The 16551-nt window shown below is 68.7% G+C and carries 12 protein-coding genes; 3 read left to right on the forward strand and 9 right to left on the reverse strand.

The features are described 5' to 3' along the window. Positions 1-300 precede the first annotated feature (300 nt). From AB0I10_RS36845 to thyX, 3 genes are all read right to left on the reverse strand, one after another. Positions 301-1986, reverse strand: a complete 1686-nt coding sequence (locus tag AB0I10_RS36845) for a ribonuclease J (RefSeq protein WP_363157110.1) — start codon at positions 1984-1986, stop codon at positions 301-303. A gap of 113 nt (positions 1987-2099) precedes the next feature. After that, positions 2100-2999 carry a 4-hydroxy-tetrahydrodipicolinate synthase gene (dapA, locus tag AB0I10_RS36850; protein WP_363157111.1) on the reverse strand — a complete coding sequence of 300 codons (900 nt, stop codon included), beginning with the start codon at positions 2997-2999 and terminating at the stop codon, positions 2100-2102. 197 nt (positions 3000-3196) lie between these two features. After that, a complete protein-coding gene (gene thyX / locus AB0I10_RS36855) occupies positions 3197-3955 on the reverse strand; it encodes an FAD-dependent thymidylate synthase (protein WP_363157112.1) in 759 nt (252 codons plus the stop codon). A gap of 242 nt (positions 3956-4197) precedes the next feature. Here thyX and AB0I10_RS36860 point away from each other — a divergent pair, with 242 nt between their 5' ends. Together AB0I10_RS36860 and AB0I10_RS36865 are read left to right on the forward strand one after the other, a co-directional pair. Continuing rightward, positions 4198-4437, forward strand: coding sequence for a hypothetical protein (locus AB0I10_RS36860; RefSeq protein ID WP_363157113.1), 240 nt, complete (start codon positions 4198-4200; stop codon positions 4435-4437). Between the two features lie 100 nt (positions 4438-4537). Beyond that, positions 4538-5095 (forward strand): phage holin family protein, encoded by a 558-nt coding sequence (locus tag AB0I10_RS36865; RefSeq protein WP_363157114.1) that lies wholly within the window; start codon positions 4538-4540, stop codon positions 5093-5095. Between the two features lie 54 nt (positions 5096-5149). On the opposite strand, the gene AB0I10_RS36870 is transcribed toward AB0I10_RS36865, so the two are convergent. From AB0I10_RS36870 to eccD, 6 genes are all read right to left on the reverse strand, one after another. Next, the gene (locus tag AB0I10_RS36870; RefSeq protein ID WP_363157115.1) at positions 5150-5605 is read right to left on the reverse strand and encodes a hypothetical protein; all 456 of its coding nucleotides are present in this window, start codon (positions 5603-5605) and stop codon (positions 5150-5152) included. 15 nt (positions 5606-5620) lie between these two features. Next, the gene (dapB, locus tag AB0I10_RS36875; RefSeq protein ID WP_363157116.1) at positions 5621-6373 is read right to left on the reverse strand and encodes a 4-hydroxy-tetrahydrodipicolinate reductase; all 753 of its coding nucleotides are present in this window, start codon (positions 6371-6373) and stop codon (positions 5621-5623) included. Between the two features lie 36 nt (positions 6374-6409). Next, positions 6410-7789, reverse strand: a complete 1380-nt coding sequence (locus AB0I10_RS36880) for a pitrilysin family protein (RefSeq protein WP_363157117.1) — start codon at positions 7787-7789, stop codon at positions 6410-6412. Next, positions 7786-10005, reverse strand: a complete 2220-nt coding sequence (locus AB0I10_RS36885; protein WP_363157119.1) for a polyribonucleotide nucleotidyltransferase — start codon at positions 10003-10005, stop codon at positions 7786-7788. The genes AB0I10_RS36880 and AB0I10_RS36885 overlap by 4 nt, the downstream gene beginning before the upstream one ends. 304 nt (positions 10006-10309) lie before the next feature. Further along, positions 10310-10597 carry a 30S ribosomal protein S15 gene (gene rpsO, locus AB0I10_RS36890; protein WP_363157120.1) on the reverse strand — a complete coding sequence of 96 codons (288 nt, stop codon included), beginning with the start codon at positions 10595-10597 and terminating at the stop codon, positions 10310-10312. A gap of 157 nt (positions 10598-10754) precedes the next feature. After that, the gene (eccD, locus tag AB0I10_RS36895; protein WP_363157121.1) at positions 10755-12215 is read right to left on the reverse strand and encodes a type VII secretion integral membrane protein EccD; all 1461 of its coding nucleotides are present in this window, start codon (positions 12213-12215) and stop codon (positions 10755-10757) included. Positions 12216-12469: 254 nt separating this feature from the next. Between eccD and eccCa the strand changes: the two genes are divergently transcribed. After that, positions 12470-16426, forward strand: a complete 3957-nt coding sequence (gene eccCa, locus AB0I10_RS36900; RefSeq protein ID WP_363157122.1) for a type VII secretion protein EccCa — start codon at positions 12470-12472, stop codon at positions 16424-16426. Positions 16427-16551 lie beyond the last annotated feature (125 nt).

Raw genomic sequence — 16551 nt, forward strand, 5'->3', positions numbered from 1 at the left:
CCTGTTGGAGCGGGGTGGACCGTCCGGCTTTCGCTTTTCGGCCTTTCCGACTTTATCAGGTTCAGTCCGTCCCGTTTCCGGTCCGAATTTACTTCTGATGAACCCGTCGAAGGGGTTTGCCTTTCGGCTTTTCCGACTTTAACAGATTTCTCCGGGTCGGAATTCCGCTGCTTTCCGGAAGGGCCGCCGTACGCGCAAGCGTGCGGTGCTTCCCGTTCAGGCGGAGCCGTAAACCTACTGGAGCGGGGCGCCCGGATGCAAATCCGGGCGCCCCGCTCCCCTTGCGGGGCTGACGGTGCGTCAGACCTCGACGACCACAGGAAGGATCATCGGGCGACGGCGGTAGTTGTCCGACACCCACTTGCCGACCGAGCGGCGGACCAGCTGCTGGAGCTGGTGGGGCTCCGTGATGCCGTCCTGGGCCGACTTGGCCAGGGCCTCGTCGATCTTGGGGATGACGGCCGAGAAGGCCGAGTCGTCGATGCCGGAGCCGCGGGCGTGCATCTGCGGGGGGCCGACGATCTTGCCGGTGCTGCTGTCCACGACCACGAAGACCGAAATGATGCCCTCGTCGCCCAGGATGCGGCGGTCCTTCAGATGGGCCTCGGTGACATCGCCGACCGAGAGGCCGTCGACGTAGACATAGCCCGCCTGGATCTTGCCGACGATCTTGGCGACGCCATTGACGAGGTCGACCACGACGCCGTCCTCGGCGATCACGATCCGGTCCTTCGGTACGCCGGTCAGGGCGCCCAGCTCGGCGTTGGCGCGCAGATGGCGCCATTCGCCGTGGACCGGCATCAGGTTCTTCGGCTTGCAGATGTTGTAGAAATACAGCAGCTCGCCGGCCGACGCGTGGCCCGAGACATGGACCTTGGCGTTGCCCTTGTGGACGACGTTGGCGCCCCAGCGGGTCAGTCCGTTGATGACGCGGTAGACCGCGTTCTCGTTGCCGGGGATGAGGGAGGACGCCAGGATCACGGTGTCGCCCTGGACGATGCGGATCTGGTGGTCGCGGTTGGCCATCCGGGAGAGAGCCGCCATCGGCTCGCCCTGCGAGCCCGTGCAGACCAGCACGACCTCGTCGTCGGGGAGATCGTCGAGCGTCTTGACGTCGACGACCAGACCGGCCGGCACCTTCAGATAGCCCAGCTCGCGGGCGATGCCCATGTTGCGGACCATCGAGCGGCCGACGAAGGCGACCCGGCGGCCGTATTCGTGTGCCGCGTCGAGGATCTGCTGGATGCGGTGCACATGGCTGGCGAAGCTGGCGACGATGATGCGCTTCTGGGCATTGGCGAACACCTGGCGCAGCACGTTGGAGATATCGCGCTCGGGCGGGACGAAGCCGGGGACCTCGGCGTTCGTGGAGTCCGAAAGGAGGAGGTCGATTCCCTCCTCGCCGAGCTTGGCGAACGCGGGGAGGTCCGTGAGGCGGCGGTCCAGCGGGAGCTGGTCCATCTTGAAGTCGCCGGTGTGGACGACCATGCCCGCGGGGGTGCGGATGGCAACGGCCAGCGCGTCCGGGATGGAGTGGTTGACCGCGACGAACTCGCAGTCGAAGGGGCCGATGCGCTCGGTGTGCCCCTCCTTCACCTCAAGGGTGTAGGGGCGGATCCGGTGCTCCTGGAGCTTGGCCTCGATGAGCGCGAGGGTCAGCTTGGAGCCGATCAGGGGGATGTCCGGCTTCTCCCGGAGGAGGTAGGGGACACCGCCGATGTGGTCCTCGTGGCCGTGCGTGAGCACGATGCCGTCGATGTCGTCGAGGCGGTCCCTGATGGACGAGAAGTCCGGCAGGATCAGGTCGATTCCGGGCTGCTCCTCCTCCGGGAAGAGCACTCCGCAGTCGACGATCAGGAGCCGGCCGCCGTACTCGAAGACGGTCATGTTGCGGCCGATTTCACCCAGGCCGCCGAGGGGGGTGACCCGCAGGCCGCCCTTGGGAAGCTTCGGCGGGGCGCCGAGCTCAGGATGCGGATGACTCAAAAGACTCTCCTCACCATGCGCGCCACGTTGCCGTCGAGGCACGTGGCGCGCATGACATTCGTGCACTTGCTATGTGGCGGTTGTTGGTCCGTATTCAGTTGTGAAGTCTGTTGTCAGAGCTGTACCCCGCCGGCGGCGAGATCTCGTGTGAGCTGTTCGGTCTCCTCGGGGGAGAGCTCCACGAGGGGCAGCCGCAGCGGGCCGGCGGGCAGGCCCTGGAGGGCGAGCGCGGCCTTGGTGGTGATGACGCCCTGGGTGCGGAACATGCCGGTGAAGACGGGCAGCAGCTTCTGGTGGATCTCGGTGGCCTTGGTGACGTCGCCGTTGAGGTGGGCGTCCAGGAGGGCGCGCAGCTCGGGGGTGACGATATGGCCGACGACCGAGACGAAGCCGATGGCGCCGACCGAGAGCAGCGGGAGGTTGAGCATGTCGTCGCCGCTGTACCAGGCGAGGTCGGAGCGGGCGATGGCCCAGCTGGCGCGTCCGAGGTCGCCCTTGGCGTCCTTGTTGGCGACGATCCTCGGGTGCTCGGCGAGCCGGACCATGGTCTCGGTGTTGATCGGGACGCCGCTGCGGCCGGGGATGTCATAGAGCATGACGGGCAGCTCGGTGGCGTCCGCGATGGCCGTGAAGTGCCGGAGGAGACCTTCCTGCGGCGGCTTGCTGTAGTACGGCGTGACCGCGAGCAGGCCGTGGGCGCCGGCGTCCTGGGCGGCGCGGGCGAGCTCAAGGCTGTGCCGGGTGTCGTTGGTGCCGGCTCCGGCGACGACAAAGGCGCGGTCGCCGACCGCGTCGACCACGGCGCGGACGAGCTGGGCTTTCTCCGCATCGCTGGTGGTCGGTGACTCTCCGGTGGTGCCGTTGACGACGAGGCCGTCATTGCCGGCGTCCACCAGGTGGGCGGCGAGCCGCTGCGCGCCGTCGAGGTCGAGGGCGCCATCCGCCGTGAACGGCGTGACCATGGCGGTCAGCACCCGCCCGAAGGGGGTCTGCGGTGTGGAAGTCGGAGCCATGGGTCCCACGCTACTCGTAGCGCACCGGGGGATGCGCCTCTGGGGAGCAGGGATGTGGACTCCGGCACTGCCTGCTCGGGGGTTCAAGCAGTGCCGGGTCCGTTTGTTCAGCGTAGATGAACTTCTCAAAATGCCGCAATCCGGACACTTCGCACGCTCGTGCTGTGCGTCCCGGTGTCCGGCCCGCCGCCTGGGGCTTACGGCGCGATGCGGCCATTCGCATTGAATGCGCCGTACGTGAGCGGCATGAGCTTGGCCCAGTGGGCCTCCATCTGCTCGCCGACCATCTCGATCTCGCGCTGCGGGAAGGAGGGCACCTGCGCCAGCTCATGCTGCGTCCGCAGGCCCAGGAAGTGCATCAGGGACCGGGCATTGCAGGTCGCGTACATGGACGAGAACAGGCCGACGGGGAGCACCGCACGGGCCACCTCGCGGGCGACGCCCGCGGCGAGCATCTCCTGGTACGCGGCATAGGCCTGGCGGTAGGTGTCCTCCATGACGCGGGTGGTGAGCTCGTGCTGAGCCGGGGTGCCGTCGACGAATTCGTACTTCCCGGGGCGGCCCTGCTGGACGAGCTTGCGGGACTCTCCGGGGACGTAGAAGACCGGCTCCAGCTGGCGGTAGCGGCCGGACTCCTCGTTGTACGACCAGCCGACGCGGTGCCGCATGAACTCGCGGAAGACGAAGATCGGCGCGCTGATGAAGAAGGTCATCGAGTTGTGCTCGAAGGGGCTGCCGTGCCGGTCCCGCATGAGGTAGTTGATCAGGCCCTTGGAGCGCTCCGGGTCCTTCTGGAGCTCTTCCAGGGACTGCTCGCCGGCCGTGGAGACGCGGGCCGCCCACAGCACGTCGCTGTCGGCCGCGCTGTGCTTGACCAGCTCGACCGTCACCTCGCTCCGGAAGCTGGCGGCTGCACTGCCTGGGCTCTCAGTGCTCTCATCGGGGGTCTGGGACACCGGCGGTTCCTTCCAATCGATCCTCGTGCGGCGCCCAGCCTACGGCCCGCCACCGACAGTCCGGGAAACCGCATGAAATGCCGCATGACGCATGGTTAGGTGTATGTCGGACGTCAATAGCAGGAGGCGGGGCTGCGGTTGATGTTTTTCACAGAAGTCCCGGAAAACGGGCACCAAACGGACGCCACAGACGTCTATCCCTGTGACAGTGCCCACTTCGAGGTTCCTAGGAGAGCCCGCTCATGTTCCGCCGGCGAGAGCCCGTCCCGTTCGCCTTTGTCGCCGAGGCAGACCGGTTCCGCAGCAATGTCACTCCCCCGCCGCGCCAGCGTGCTTCCCGCGCGCAGCTCGTCGGCCAATCCCTGATCACCCTGACAGTGGTGGGCGGCCTGGCCGGCGCGCTGCTGTTCGGCCTTCCCGCACTGCAGCAGGACAGTTCCGGCTCGGGCCGGGTGCATCAGTCGGAGGCAGCGCACCGCTGATCGGACGGGCGGGACGGGCCGCCGAGTGGTTCCGTTCCGCCAGTCCCGATAGCCTCACCGGTCACAGCTTCCGTAGCGTGCCCATGAATGAGGATCAGCCGTGCCCCTACCCTTCCTGACGGCCGACCGCGACCTCGATTTCGACCACAGTGCCGCGGAATCGGCCCCGCTGCCGCATGACGAGCCCGACCACTGGCGCCGTCCCTATCGCCCCGGACCGTGGCGGGTGGGGACGGCGGCGGTGGTTTTGCTGCTCGCGTCGTTCGTGCTGCTCTCCGCGATGGTCATTGCGCTGGCCGGCTCGCTGCCGGGCGCCGCGGTCTGTGTGGTGGTGGGGGCGCTGCTGATCGTTCTCGCGGTGCGTCTGCTGCGCGTGGGGCTGTGGGTGAGCGCGAGCGGCCTGCGGCAGGTGGGACTGCTGCGTACGACGACGGAGCCGTGGCGCGCCGTGGCGTCGGTCCGTACGGTCCAGCAGCCGGTGCGCTGGCTGGGGCTGCCGCGGACGGTGCAGGGTCAGGCCCTGATCGTCCACCGCACTCAGGGCGAGCCGCTGCGCGTCATCGTGACGGACCACAACAGCGATTTCCTGTCCCGCCCGGAGGCGTTCGAGCAGGCCGCGGATGTCCTGGAGGCCTGGGCGGCGGAGTACCGCTCGTAGCCCTGCTTCTCAAGCCCCCGGCGCCAGGCAGGCGCCACCTCGGCCCGTACGGACTCAGCTCGTCCGTACGGGCTTCTTGTCGTGCAGGGCGATGGCTCGCTGCATGGCCTTGCGGGCGCGCGGGGTGTCCCGGGCGTCGTGGTAGGCGATCGCCAGCCGGAACCAGGTACGCCAGTCGCCGGGCGCGTCCTCCGTCTCGGCCTGCCGCTTGGCGAAGACCTCGTCGGCCGAATCGCGGTCGATCCGGCCGCCGGGGGTGCGCTTCAGCTCGTCGACCGGCAGCCCGCCCTCGGCCTCCAGCTCGCGCGACAGGATGTCTGCCTTACGGGCGAACTGGGTGGTGTGCCACAGGAACCAGAGACCGATGAACGGCAGCACCAGGACGGCGGCCCCGAACGTGACGGTCAGCGCGGTGCCCTGCTCGATGAGCAGGACGCCACGGCTGCCGACCAGCACGAAGTAGACGACCAGAACTGCCGCGAGGACGAAGTAAGTGATCTTTGCGCGCACCGTCGGTTCTGCCCGTCAGCCCAGGTCGAGGAAGTTTTCCAAGCCCACCGTCAGGCCCGGAGTGGTCACCACGCGGCGCACACCGAGCAGGATGCCCGGCATGAAACTGCTGTGGTGGAGGGAGTCGTGGCGGATGGTGAGGGTCTCTCCCTCGCCGCCGAGCAGCACCTCCTGGTGCGCCAGCAGACCGCGCAGCCGTACGGAGTGCACGGGGACACCGTCGACATCCGCACCCCGGGCGCCGTCCAGAGCCGTGGTCGTGGCGTCCGGCTGGGGCGCGCTGCCCGCCTTCTCGCGGGCCGCGGCGATCAGCTGGGCCGTACGGGCCGCCGTACCGGACGGGGCGTCCGCCTTGTTCGGGTGGTGCAGCTCGATGACCTCGACCGACTCGAAGAAGCGGGCCGCCTGCTGGGCGAACTGCATGGTCAGCACCGCGCCGATGGAGAAGTTCGGGGCGATGAGCACGCCCGCCTCGGGGGAGGCGGCGAGCGAGGTGCGCAGCTGCGCGAGGCGCTCGTCGGTCCAGCCGGTCGTACCGACCACGGCGTGGATACCGTGCCGCAGGCAGAAGTCGAGGTTGCCCATCACCGCGCCGGGGTTGGTCAGCTCGACGACGACCTGGGCCTCAGCCTCGACCAGGGTCTCCAGCTTGTCGCCCCGGCCGAGGGTCGCGACCAGTTCCATGTCCTCGGCGGCCTCGACGGCCCGTACGGCCTCGGAGCCGATGCGTCCCCGGGCACCGAGGACGGCCACGCGCAGCTTGCTCATCGTTTCCAGCTCTCTCTTTGTGGTTAGGGCGAGTCCCTAGGCGACCGCGTCGTCCAGCCGGGCCGCCTGCCGGTCCTTCAGCGGGCCGATGACGGACAGCGAGGGACGGGCGCCCAGGACATCGCGGGCCACCTCGCGCACCTCGTCGGGGGTGACCGCCGCTATCCGGGTGAGCATCTCGTCGACCGACATCTGCTCCCCCCAGCACAGCTCACTCTTGCCGAGACGGTGCATCAGCGCGCCGGTGTCCTCCAGGCCGAGGACGGTGGAGCCGCGGAGCTGGCCGATCGCGCGGCGGATCTCGTCGTCGGTGAGGCCGTCGGACGCCACCTGGTCGAGTTCGTCACGGCAGATCTTGAGGACGTCGTGCACCTGGCTGGGGCGGCAGCCCGCGTAGACGCCGAACAGCCCGCAGTCGGCAAAGCCCGAGGTGTACGAGTACACGCTGTAGGCCAGGCCCCGCTTCTCACGGACCTCCTGGAAGAGCCGGGAGCTCATCCCGCCGCCCAGCGCGGTGTTCAGTACGCCCATCGCCCAGCGGCGGTCGTCCGTACGGGCCATGCCGGGCATCCCGAGGATCACATGGGCCTGCTCGGTCTTGCGGCCCAGCAGTTCGACCCGGCCGGCGGTGCGGATGGCTCGGTTGCCGCTGCGCGGGGCCACCGGGGTGGCGTCCGTCCGGTTCAGCGCCCCGGCCTGCTCGAAGGCGCGGCGGACCAGGCGGACGACCTTGGCGTGGTCGATGTTGCCGGCGGCCGTCACGACGAGGTGCGTCGGGTCGTAGTGCTTCTTGTAGAAGCGGCGGACGCGGTCGGCGGTGAGGGCGTTGACGGTGTCGACGGAGCCCAGGACCGGGCGGCCGAGCGGGGTGTCGCCGAGCATGGTGCGCGCGAACAGGTCGTGCACACAGTCGCCCGGGTCGTCCTCGGTCATCGCGATCTCTTCGAGGATCGCTCCGCGCTCGACGTTGACGTCGTCTTCGAGGATCAGCGAGCCGGTGAGCATGTCGCACACCACGTCGATGGCGAGCGGCAGATCCGTGTCCAGCACCCGCGCGTAGTAGCAGGTGTACTCCTTCGCGGTGAAGGCGTTCATCTCGCCGCCGACCGCGTCGATCGCAGCGGAGATGTCCAGCGCGCTGCGCCGCTCGGTGCCCTTGAAGAGCAGGTGCTCCAGGTAGTGCGTGGCGCCGTTGAGGGACGGGGTCTCGTCGCGGGAGCCGACATGCGCCCAGATCCCGAAGGTGACCGAGCGTACGGACGGCAGGGTCTCGGTGACGATGCGCAGGCCGCCGGGGAGCGTGGTCCTGCGGACCGTGCCGGCGCCCGCGGTGCCCTTGAGAAGCGTTTGGGTACGGGCGACGGCCCGCCCCTCCGAAGAGGTGCGGGCCGTCGCCTGTGAGCTACGGGACGTCACTTGGCGGCGTCGTCCTTCTTGTCGGCGTCGTCGTCTTCACCCTCGATGACGGGGATCAGCGAGAGCTTGCCGCGCTGGTCGATCTCGGCGATCTCGACCTGGACCTTGGCGCCCACCGCGAGCACGTCCTCGACGTTCTCCACGCGCTTGCCACCGGCGAGCTTGCGGATCTGCGAGATGTGCAGCAGGCCGTCCTTGCCCGGGAGCAGGGAGACGAACGCACCGAAGGTGGTGGTCTTGACGACCGTGCCCAGGTAGCGCTCGCCGACCTCCGGCATGGTCGGGTTGGCGATGCCGTTGATCGTGGCGCGGGCGGCCTCGGCGGCCGGGCCGTCGGCGGCACCGATGTAGATGGTGCCGTCGTCCTCGATCGTGATGTCGGCGCCGGTGTCCTCCTGGATCTGGTTGATCATCTTGCCCTTGGGGCCGATGACCTCACCGATCTTGTCCACCGGGATCTTGACGGTGATGATCCGCGGGGCGTTCGGGGACATCTCGTCCGGGACGTCGATGGCCTCGTTCATGACGTCCAGGATGTGCAGACGCGCGTCGCGGGCCTGCTTCAGCGCGGCGGCCAGGACCGAGGCGGGGATGCCGTCGAGCTTGGTGTCGAGCTGCAGCGCGGTCACGAACTCCTTGGTGCCGGCGACCTTGAAGTCCATGTCACCGAAGGCGTCCTCCGCACCGAGGATGTCGGTGAGGGCGACGTAGTGCGTCTGGCCGTCGATCTCCTGGGAGATCAGGCCCATGGCGATACCGGCGACGGCGGCCTTGAGGGGCACACCGGCGTTCAGCAGCGACATGGTGGAGGCGCAGACCGAGCCCATGGACGTCGAGCCGTTGGAGCCCAGCGCCTCGGAGACCTGGCGGATCGCGTACGGGAACTCCTCGCGGGTCGGCAGCACCGGCACGATGGCGCGCTCGGCCAGCGCGCCGTGGCCGATCTCGCGGCGCTTGGGCGAGCCCACGCGGCCGGTCTCACCGACGGAGTACGGCGGGAAGTTGTAGTTGTGCATGTAGCGCTTGCGGGTCACCGGGGAGAGGGTGTCCAGCTGCTGCTCCATACGGAGCATGTTGAGGGTGGTGACGCCCAGGATCTGGGTCTCGCCACGCTCGAACAGGGCGGAGCCGTGCACCCGCGGGATCGCCTCGACCTCGGCGGCGAGCGTACGGATGTCCGTGACGCCGCGGCCGTCGATGCGGACCTTGTCCTTGATGACGCGCTCGCGCACCAGGGACTTGGTCAGCGACCGGTAAGCGGCGGAGATCTCCCGCTCGCGGCCCTCGAACTGCGGCAGCAGCTTCTCGGCGGCCAGACCCTTGACGCGGTCCAGCTCGGCCTCGCGGTCCTGCTTGCCGGCGATGGTCAGCGCCTGGGCCAGCTCGTCCTTGACGGCGGCGGTCAGCGCCTCCAGGACGTCGTCCTGGTAGTCGAGGAAGACCGGGAACTCGCCGGTCGGCTTGGCGGCCTTGGCGGCGAGGTCCGACTGGGCCTTGCACAGCACCTTGATGAAGGGCTTGGCGGCCTCCAGACCAGCGGCGACGACCTCCTCGGTCGGCGCCTCGGCGCCGTCCTTGACCAGCTGGATCGTCTTCTCGGTGGCCTCGGCCTCGACCATCATGATCGCGACGTCGCCGTCCGGGAGGACACGGCCGGCCACGACCATGTCGAAGACCGCGTTCTCCAGCTCGGTGTGGGTCGGGAACGCCACCCACTGGCCGTTGATCAGTGCGACACGGGTGCCGCCGATCGGGCCGGAGAAGGGCAGACCGGCCAGCTGCGTGGAGCAGGAGGCGGCGTTGATCGCGACCACGTCGTAGAGGTGGTCGGGGTTGAGCGCCATGATCGTCTCAACGATCTGGATCTCGTTGCGCAGGCCCTTCTTGAAGGAGGGGCGCAGCGGCCGGTCGATCAGCCGACAGGTGAGAACGGCGTCCTCGGAGGGACGGCCCTCACGGCGGAAGAAGGAACCGGGGATCTTCCCGGCTGCGTACATCCGCTCCTCGACGTCGACGGTCAGCGGGAAGAAGTCCAGCTGGTCCTTCGGGGTCTTGGAAGCGGAGGTGGCCGACAGCACCATGGTGTCGTCGTCCAGGTACGCCACGGCGGAACCGGCGGCCTGCTTGGCCAGGCGGCCCGTCTCGAAGCGGATGGTGCGGGTGCCGAAGGAACCGTTGTCGATAACGGCCTCGGCGTAGTGGGTCTCGTTCTCCACCAGGAATATCTCCTCGTCTGCGTCCGCTGCCCGTGTGGCAGCGGACCGTCTTCGGTGGAGCGCCGGTGCGGGCCGGTCTTCGATCGAAGCACCCGGAGTGATGCCGCATGGTGTGTCCATGGATCGTCCGGGGGCCACTACCGAGGACCGGCGGCCAGGAGGCGCTCCTACCGCGTTCGCTTTTGCGATATAGCACCAGACTACAAAGCTTCCGTCCACCGCGTAGTGGCGGAAGCATCCGGCGCATACGGCAAAGGGAGCGGCCCCCGGTGGGAACCGCTCCCTCTGCGGCGTCTTCTACGGACTACTTGGCGCCCGCCGCACCGCGGCGGATGCCCAGGCGCTCGACCAGCGCACGGAAGCGCGTGATGTCCTTCTTCGCCAGGTACTGCAGCAGGCGGCGGCGCTGGCCGACCAGCAGCAGCAGACCACGGCGGGAGTGGTGGTCGTGCTTGTGGGTCTTGAGGTGCTCGGTCAGGTCCGAGATACGGCGGGAGAGCATCGCGACCTGAACCTCGGGGGAACCGGTGTCACCCTCCTTGGTGGCGAACTCGGCCATGCTCTGCTTCTTCGTAGCGGCGTCGAGCGACACGCGGTACTCCTCAGTCGTCTTGACCCGTGAGCGCCCCTGGTTTGCTTCACAGGGAATCTTGGATGACTCGAATGGGCCGTCACACAGCGTACCAGCTGGCAAACGGCCCCCCGACCGGGTGGTCGGGGGGCCGTCGGAAGGGCGAGCGGGGCGGCCGTTAGCTGGTGAGGCCGCGCACCGTCCCGTACACATCGAGGACCGCCAGGCACAGCGGCACCAGGGACAGCAGGATCAGGCCGTCGAAGATGTCGAAGATCCGGCCCCAGAAGGGGGTGACGCCCTTGCGCGGGACGACCAGGCCGACGCCGACCAGGAGGGCGGCGCCCGCCGCGATGCTGCCGGAGAACCAGACGGTGCGGATGTTCAGCGGGCCGGAGTCCGCGTACCGCTCCAGCTCGACGAAGATGTCGAGCGGCGGGTTCAGCGCGATGCCCAGAATCAGCAGGACGATCGTGAGGATGCCCGCGATGGTCAGGCAGGCGACCTGCGCGGTGTAGTCGAAGAGCCGGGCGCGGAGCATGATCGTGATGCCCGCGGCGAGCGCCAGCACCTGGGCCCAGACGTTGTCGGAGAAGCCCAGGACCACACCGGCCGAGCCGACGACCAGGGCGGAGCAGCCGCCGACGAGGCCGAGCAGCAGCTCGTGGCCGCGCTTCGCCTGGTTGCCGATCTTGACGAAGTCGACCGACTCGGTCTCGCCGCGCTCGCCGTCGTAGCCCTTGGCGATCTGGTCGGGGGACTTGTAGCCGATGGGCAGCCGGGCGAAGCGTGCGGAGAGTCCGGGCAGCCAGGCGACCAGTGCGACGGCGACGACGGCGGTGACGGCGGCGACCTCGCTGGGCGAGGCCTCGGTGAGGATCGCGCCGAAGACCGCGAGGGTGCCGACGGCGGACAGGAACGCAGCGGCGACGAAGGGTGCGTCACCGCGCGGCAGCAGGACCACCAGCAGGACGGACGCGATCAGTACCGTCACGGCGCCGACGAGGAGGTGCAGCCGGCCCGGTCCCTCGCCCGCTTCCACCGGGAAGATGCCGGAGCCGGCGATCAGCAGATGCGGCAGCGAGGCGAGGCCGAGGGCGATGGACGACGCGTGGTCGTCGTAGACCCGGGCCCGGACGCCGGCCAGCGCGACCAGGACGATGCCGACGACGCCGGCGATGATGCCGGGCAGCCGGTGCATATCGCGGGCGACCGGGTTCGAGAACCACAGCGCGAACGCCATCATGACGAGCAGCAGCACGCCGGCGGTGAGGCCGACGAAGTGCATCAGGTCGTCGCTCCAGCGGCTGCGGTTGCGCTTCACCGCGGAGGCGACGGCGTCCGAGACATCGTCGAAGACCGGGAGGGGCAGCGAGTCGGCGAACGGCTTCAGGAGAAGAAGGTCGCCGTCGAGGATCTGCTGCTGCGCCAACGACTGTCCGGCGTCAAGTACGGTGCCGTCGCGGCGCACGAGGTGGTAGCCGGTCGGGGCGCCCTCCGCCTGGGACTGTCCGGAGAGCCGCAGGATCTCCGGATAAATGTCGACCAGTGCGACGTCCTCCGGCAGAGCCACATCGATCCGTGCGTCCGGCGCGGCGACTGTGACCCGGCAAAAGCCGGTGCCTGTGGTCGTGCTCACCTGGCGGTTCCCCCTATCCGTTGGGCGTTTTGTCGCGTCGCGTGCCCTATATATAGGCCCGTCTCAACGGGGCTTCGGCAGGCTCGCGGTGCGTCAGCGTACCGTCCGATCAGGTGGCTGCCCCACCCACCCCGTGACTTGACGCGTAACAGTAGGATCAACGCCTGCGTCGGGCCATGGACTTGTGCCCGGGGGACCGTCAAACCAACGGGGGCGGTCCGAGACTGCGAGATGCATGAAGGACTGATGCCTCGGTGAGCGTTGTCATCGTCAAGCGCCCGCCCCGCGCGCTGCCACCTGAAGTCCCCTCCGAGGAGGTGACACTTGAGGCGCCCCCGGAGCTGCCCCGCGAGGGCGAGGGCGAGAACATGCTGATGAGCCTGATGCCCATGATGGGCATGGCGTCATCGGCGGGTTTCCTGTTCATGGGCAACCAGCCGTTCATGAAAATCATGGGCGGCGTCATGGTGGTGTCCACCCTGGCAATGGCGATCGTGCAGATCGTCAAGGCCCGCCAGGGACCTTCCGGACAAATGCTTCAGGAGCGCCAGGACTACCTCAAGTACCTTACGCAGAAGCGGAAAGAGGTACGCCGCACCGCGCGCAAGCAGCGGGACGCCCAGCTCTTCACCCACCCCGACCCGGGCCAGCTGTGGTCCATCGTGGCCGAGGGCAAGCGGGTGTGGGAGCGCCGGGCGACCGACCCGGACTTCGGGCAGGTACGACTGGGGCTGGGGCCGCAGCAGCTGGCCACTCCCCTGAAGGCTCCGGAGACCGCTCCGGTCGACGAGCTGGAGCCGCTCACCGCGCATGCGATGAAGGAATTCCTCGACAAGCACGGCCAGTTGGACGACCTGCCGCTGGCGGTCTCCCTGCGCGCCTTCTACCACCTGACCGTCTCCGGTGACCCGGACACGGTGTACGGCGCCTCGCGCGCCATCATCGCCCAGCTGTGCACACTGCACTCGCCCGAGGACCTGGTGGTGGCGGTCGTCGCCTCCCCCGGTGCGCAGGCGGACTGGGAGTGGATGAAGTGGCTGCCTCAGGTCCAGGACAAGACCACGGACGGCGCCGGCACCCGCCGGCTCGTCGTTGGCGACCTCGGTGAGATCGAGGAGCTGCTGGCGGACGAGTTGGAGGGCCGCGGACGGTTCAGCCCGCAGGGCACTCCGGTGGTCGACACCCCGCATCTGGTGATCGTGCTGGACGCCGGCGAGGTGCCGATGGACTCGGTCATCGCCGGTGCGGAGGGCCTGCAGGGCGTCACCATCCTGGAGATCGTGCCGGGCGACCTGGACGAGATCCGCGGTGGTCTGGCCGTGCAGGTGTGGCCGGGCAAGCTGGTGCTGGAGTCGGCGAGCGGCGCGGTCTACAACGGCGTCTGCGACACCCTCTCGGTGGCCGAGGCGGAGGCGCTGGCGCGTCAGCTGGCCCCGCTGCGGGCCGGTTCGGGCGCGGACGGCGAGGAACCGCTGCTGTCGAACCTGGACTTCACCGACCTGCTCGACATCGGTGACGCCGGTTCGGTCGATGTGTCGCGTACGTGGCGGCCGCGGACCCTGGCCGAGCGGCTGCGGGTGCCGCTCGGCATCGACCGGGACGGCCAGCCCGTCATGCTGGACATCAAGGAAGCCTCGCAGCAGGGCATGGGCCCGCACGGTCTGTGTGTCGGTGCGACCGGTTCCGGTAAGTCCGAGGTGCTGCGCACCCTGGTGCTGGCCCTCGCGGTCACGCACTCGTCCGAGACGCTGAACTTCATCCTCGCGGACTTCAAGGGTGGCGCCACCTTCACCGGTATGTCGGAGATGCCGCATGTCGCGGCCGTCATCACCAACCTCGGTGAGGACGTCACACTGATCGACCGGATGCGGGACTCGATCACCGGTGAGCTCCAGCGCCGTCAGGAGCTGCTGCGCTCGGCGGGCAACTACGCCAACATCACCGACTACGAGAAGGCGCGCGCCGCGGGTGCCCCGCTGGAACCGCTGCCGTCGCTGGTGATGATCATCGACGAGTTCTCCGAGCTGCTCGCCGCCAAGCCGGACTTCATCGAGATGTTCATCCAGATCGGCCGTATCGGCCGATCGATGGGTGTGCACATGCTGCTCGCCTCGCAGCGTCTGGAAGAGGGCAAGCTGCGCGGTCTGGACACGTTCCTCTCCTACCGGCTGGGTCTGCGGACCTTCTCCGCGGCCGAGTCGCGGACCGCGATCGGTGTGCCGGACGCCTACCACCTGCCGAACGTGCCCGGTTCCGGCATCCTCAAGTACGACACCGAGACGATGGTCCAGTTCAAGGCCGCGTATGTCGGTGGTGTTTACCGCGGCCCGGGTGGCGGCGGCCGTGGCGGCGTCGGTGGCGGGTCGATGCGGATGCCGGTGCCGTTCACCGCGGCCCCGGTCATCGAGCAGATCATCGAGGAGCCCGTCGTCGTCGAGGCGACGGAGCCGGAGGTGGACGACGCGCTGGCCGACACCGTGCTGGACGTCATCGTCCAGCGCATGGTGGGCCAGGGCCCGCCGGCGCACCAGGTGTGGCTGCCCCCGCTGGAGGAGCCGCCCACGGTCAACCAGCTGCTGCCGACGCTCGCGGTCACGCCCGAGCGGGGTGTGCACGCGCCGGAGTACACCGCGCTCGGCAAGCTCGTGGTGCCGGTCGCGCTGGTGGACAAGCCGTTCGAGCAGCGGCGCGACGTGATGTACCTGGACTTCTCCGCCGGTGCCGGTCACGGTCTGGTCGTGGGTGGTCCGCAGTCCGGTAAGTCCACGCTGCTGCGTTCCGCCATAGCGTCGTTCGCGCTCACCCACACCCCGTCCGAAGTGCAGTTCTACTGCCTCGACTTCGGCGGCGGCGGCATGCTCACGATGGAGGGCCTGCCGCACGTCGGCGGTGTCGCCTCGCGTCTGGACGCCGAGAAGGTGCGCCGTACGGTCTCCGAGGTCGTCGGCATCCTCAACGAGCGTGAGGAGTTCTTCCGGGCCAACAGCATCGACTCGATCTCGACCTACCGCCAGCGGCGGGCCGCGGGCGCCTACCCCGACCAGAAGTGGGGCGACGTCTTCCTCATCATCGACGGCTGGGGAACGTTCAAGACCGACTACGAGCAGATGGACCCGGTGATCCTGGACATCGCCGCCCGGGGTCTCGGCTTCGGTGTCCACCTGGTCCTCGCCGCCTCGCGCTACACCGAGGTGCGGCCGGCCCTGCGTGACCAGCTCCTCAACCGCGTCGAGCTGCGCCTGGGTGACGCGATGGAGTCGGAGTTCGACCGCAAGCGCGCGGAGAACGTCCCGATGGGCAAGCCCGGTCGCGGTCTGTCTCCCGACAAGCTGGACTTCCTGGCGGCGCTGCCGCGGCTGGACGGCATGCAGGACCCGGAGACGATCAGCGACGGCATCGCCAACCTGGTCTCGACGATCAGCGAGAACTGGCAGGGCGAGCCCGCCCCGGCGGTGCGGATGCTGCCGACGATGCTGCACGTCAACGAGCTGCCCAACGGCAACGACTACCCGGAGCACGGCATCGCGATCGGTGTCGACGAGATGACGCTGTCGCCGGCGTTCATCGACTTCGAGACCGACCCGCTGCTGGTCATCTACGGCGAGAGCGAGTCGGGCAAGTCGGCGATGCTGCGTCTGATCTGCAAGCAGATCGCGGAGCGGTACCCCTCGGACAAGGCGCTCATGGTGGTCTCCGACTACCGGCGTGCGCACCTCGGGGAGATTCCGGACAGCCATCTCTACAAGTACTGCGCCGCGGGCCCGCAGCTGCAGGAGGTCATCAGCGGTCTGGCCGGTTCGCTGGGCCGACGGATGCCCGGACCGGACGTCACGCCGGAGCAGCTGCGCAACCGCAGCTGGTACGACCTGCCGGACGCGTTCGTGATCGTGGACGACTACGACCTGGTGGCGACCAGCAGCGGCAACCCGCTGCAGCCGCTGCTGGAGTATCTGCCGTTCGCCCGTGACCTGGGTCTGCGCCTGATCATCTCGCGCAGCTCCTCGGGTGCCGGACGGTCCTCGTTCGAGCCCGTGATGCAGCGCACCAAGGAGCTCGGCGCACAGGGTCTGATCTTCTCGGCCGACCCGGCCGAGGGTCCGCTGATGGGCAACATCAAGGGCCAGAGCCTGACGCCTGGACGGGCGACGTTCATCACGCGTAAGCGCGGTGCACAGCTGGTCCAGACGGGCTGGCTGCCGCCGAAGGGCTGATCGGTCACACGAAGAACGGCGGTGGGGGGGGGGGGGGGGGGGGGGGGGGCCCCCCCCCGGGTGTGTTTGGGGGTTGGGTGTGCGGTTTAAATAAATTGTGAGTGAAGTGGGGGATGGTATTGTGT

Source organism: Streptomyces sp. NPDC050636 (assembly GCF_040654775.1).
Lineage (GTDB): Bacteria > Actinomycetota > Actinomycetes > Streptomycetales > Streptomycetaceae > Streptomyces.

Coding starts and splice junctions, on each gene's coding strand:
- AB0I10_RS36860 (WP_363157113.1), top strand. CDS start 4,198: ATGTTCCGCCGGCGAGAGCCCGTCCCGTTCGCCTTTGTCGCCGAGGCA.
- dapA (WP_363157111.1), bottom strand. CDS start 2,999: ATGGCTCCGACTTCCACACCGCAGACCCCCTTCGGGCGGGTGCTGACC.
- dapB (WP_363157116.1), bottom strand. CDS start 6,373: ATGAGCAAGCTGCGCGTGGCCGTCCTCGGTGCCCGGGGACGCATCGGC.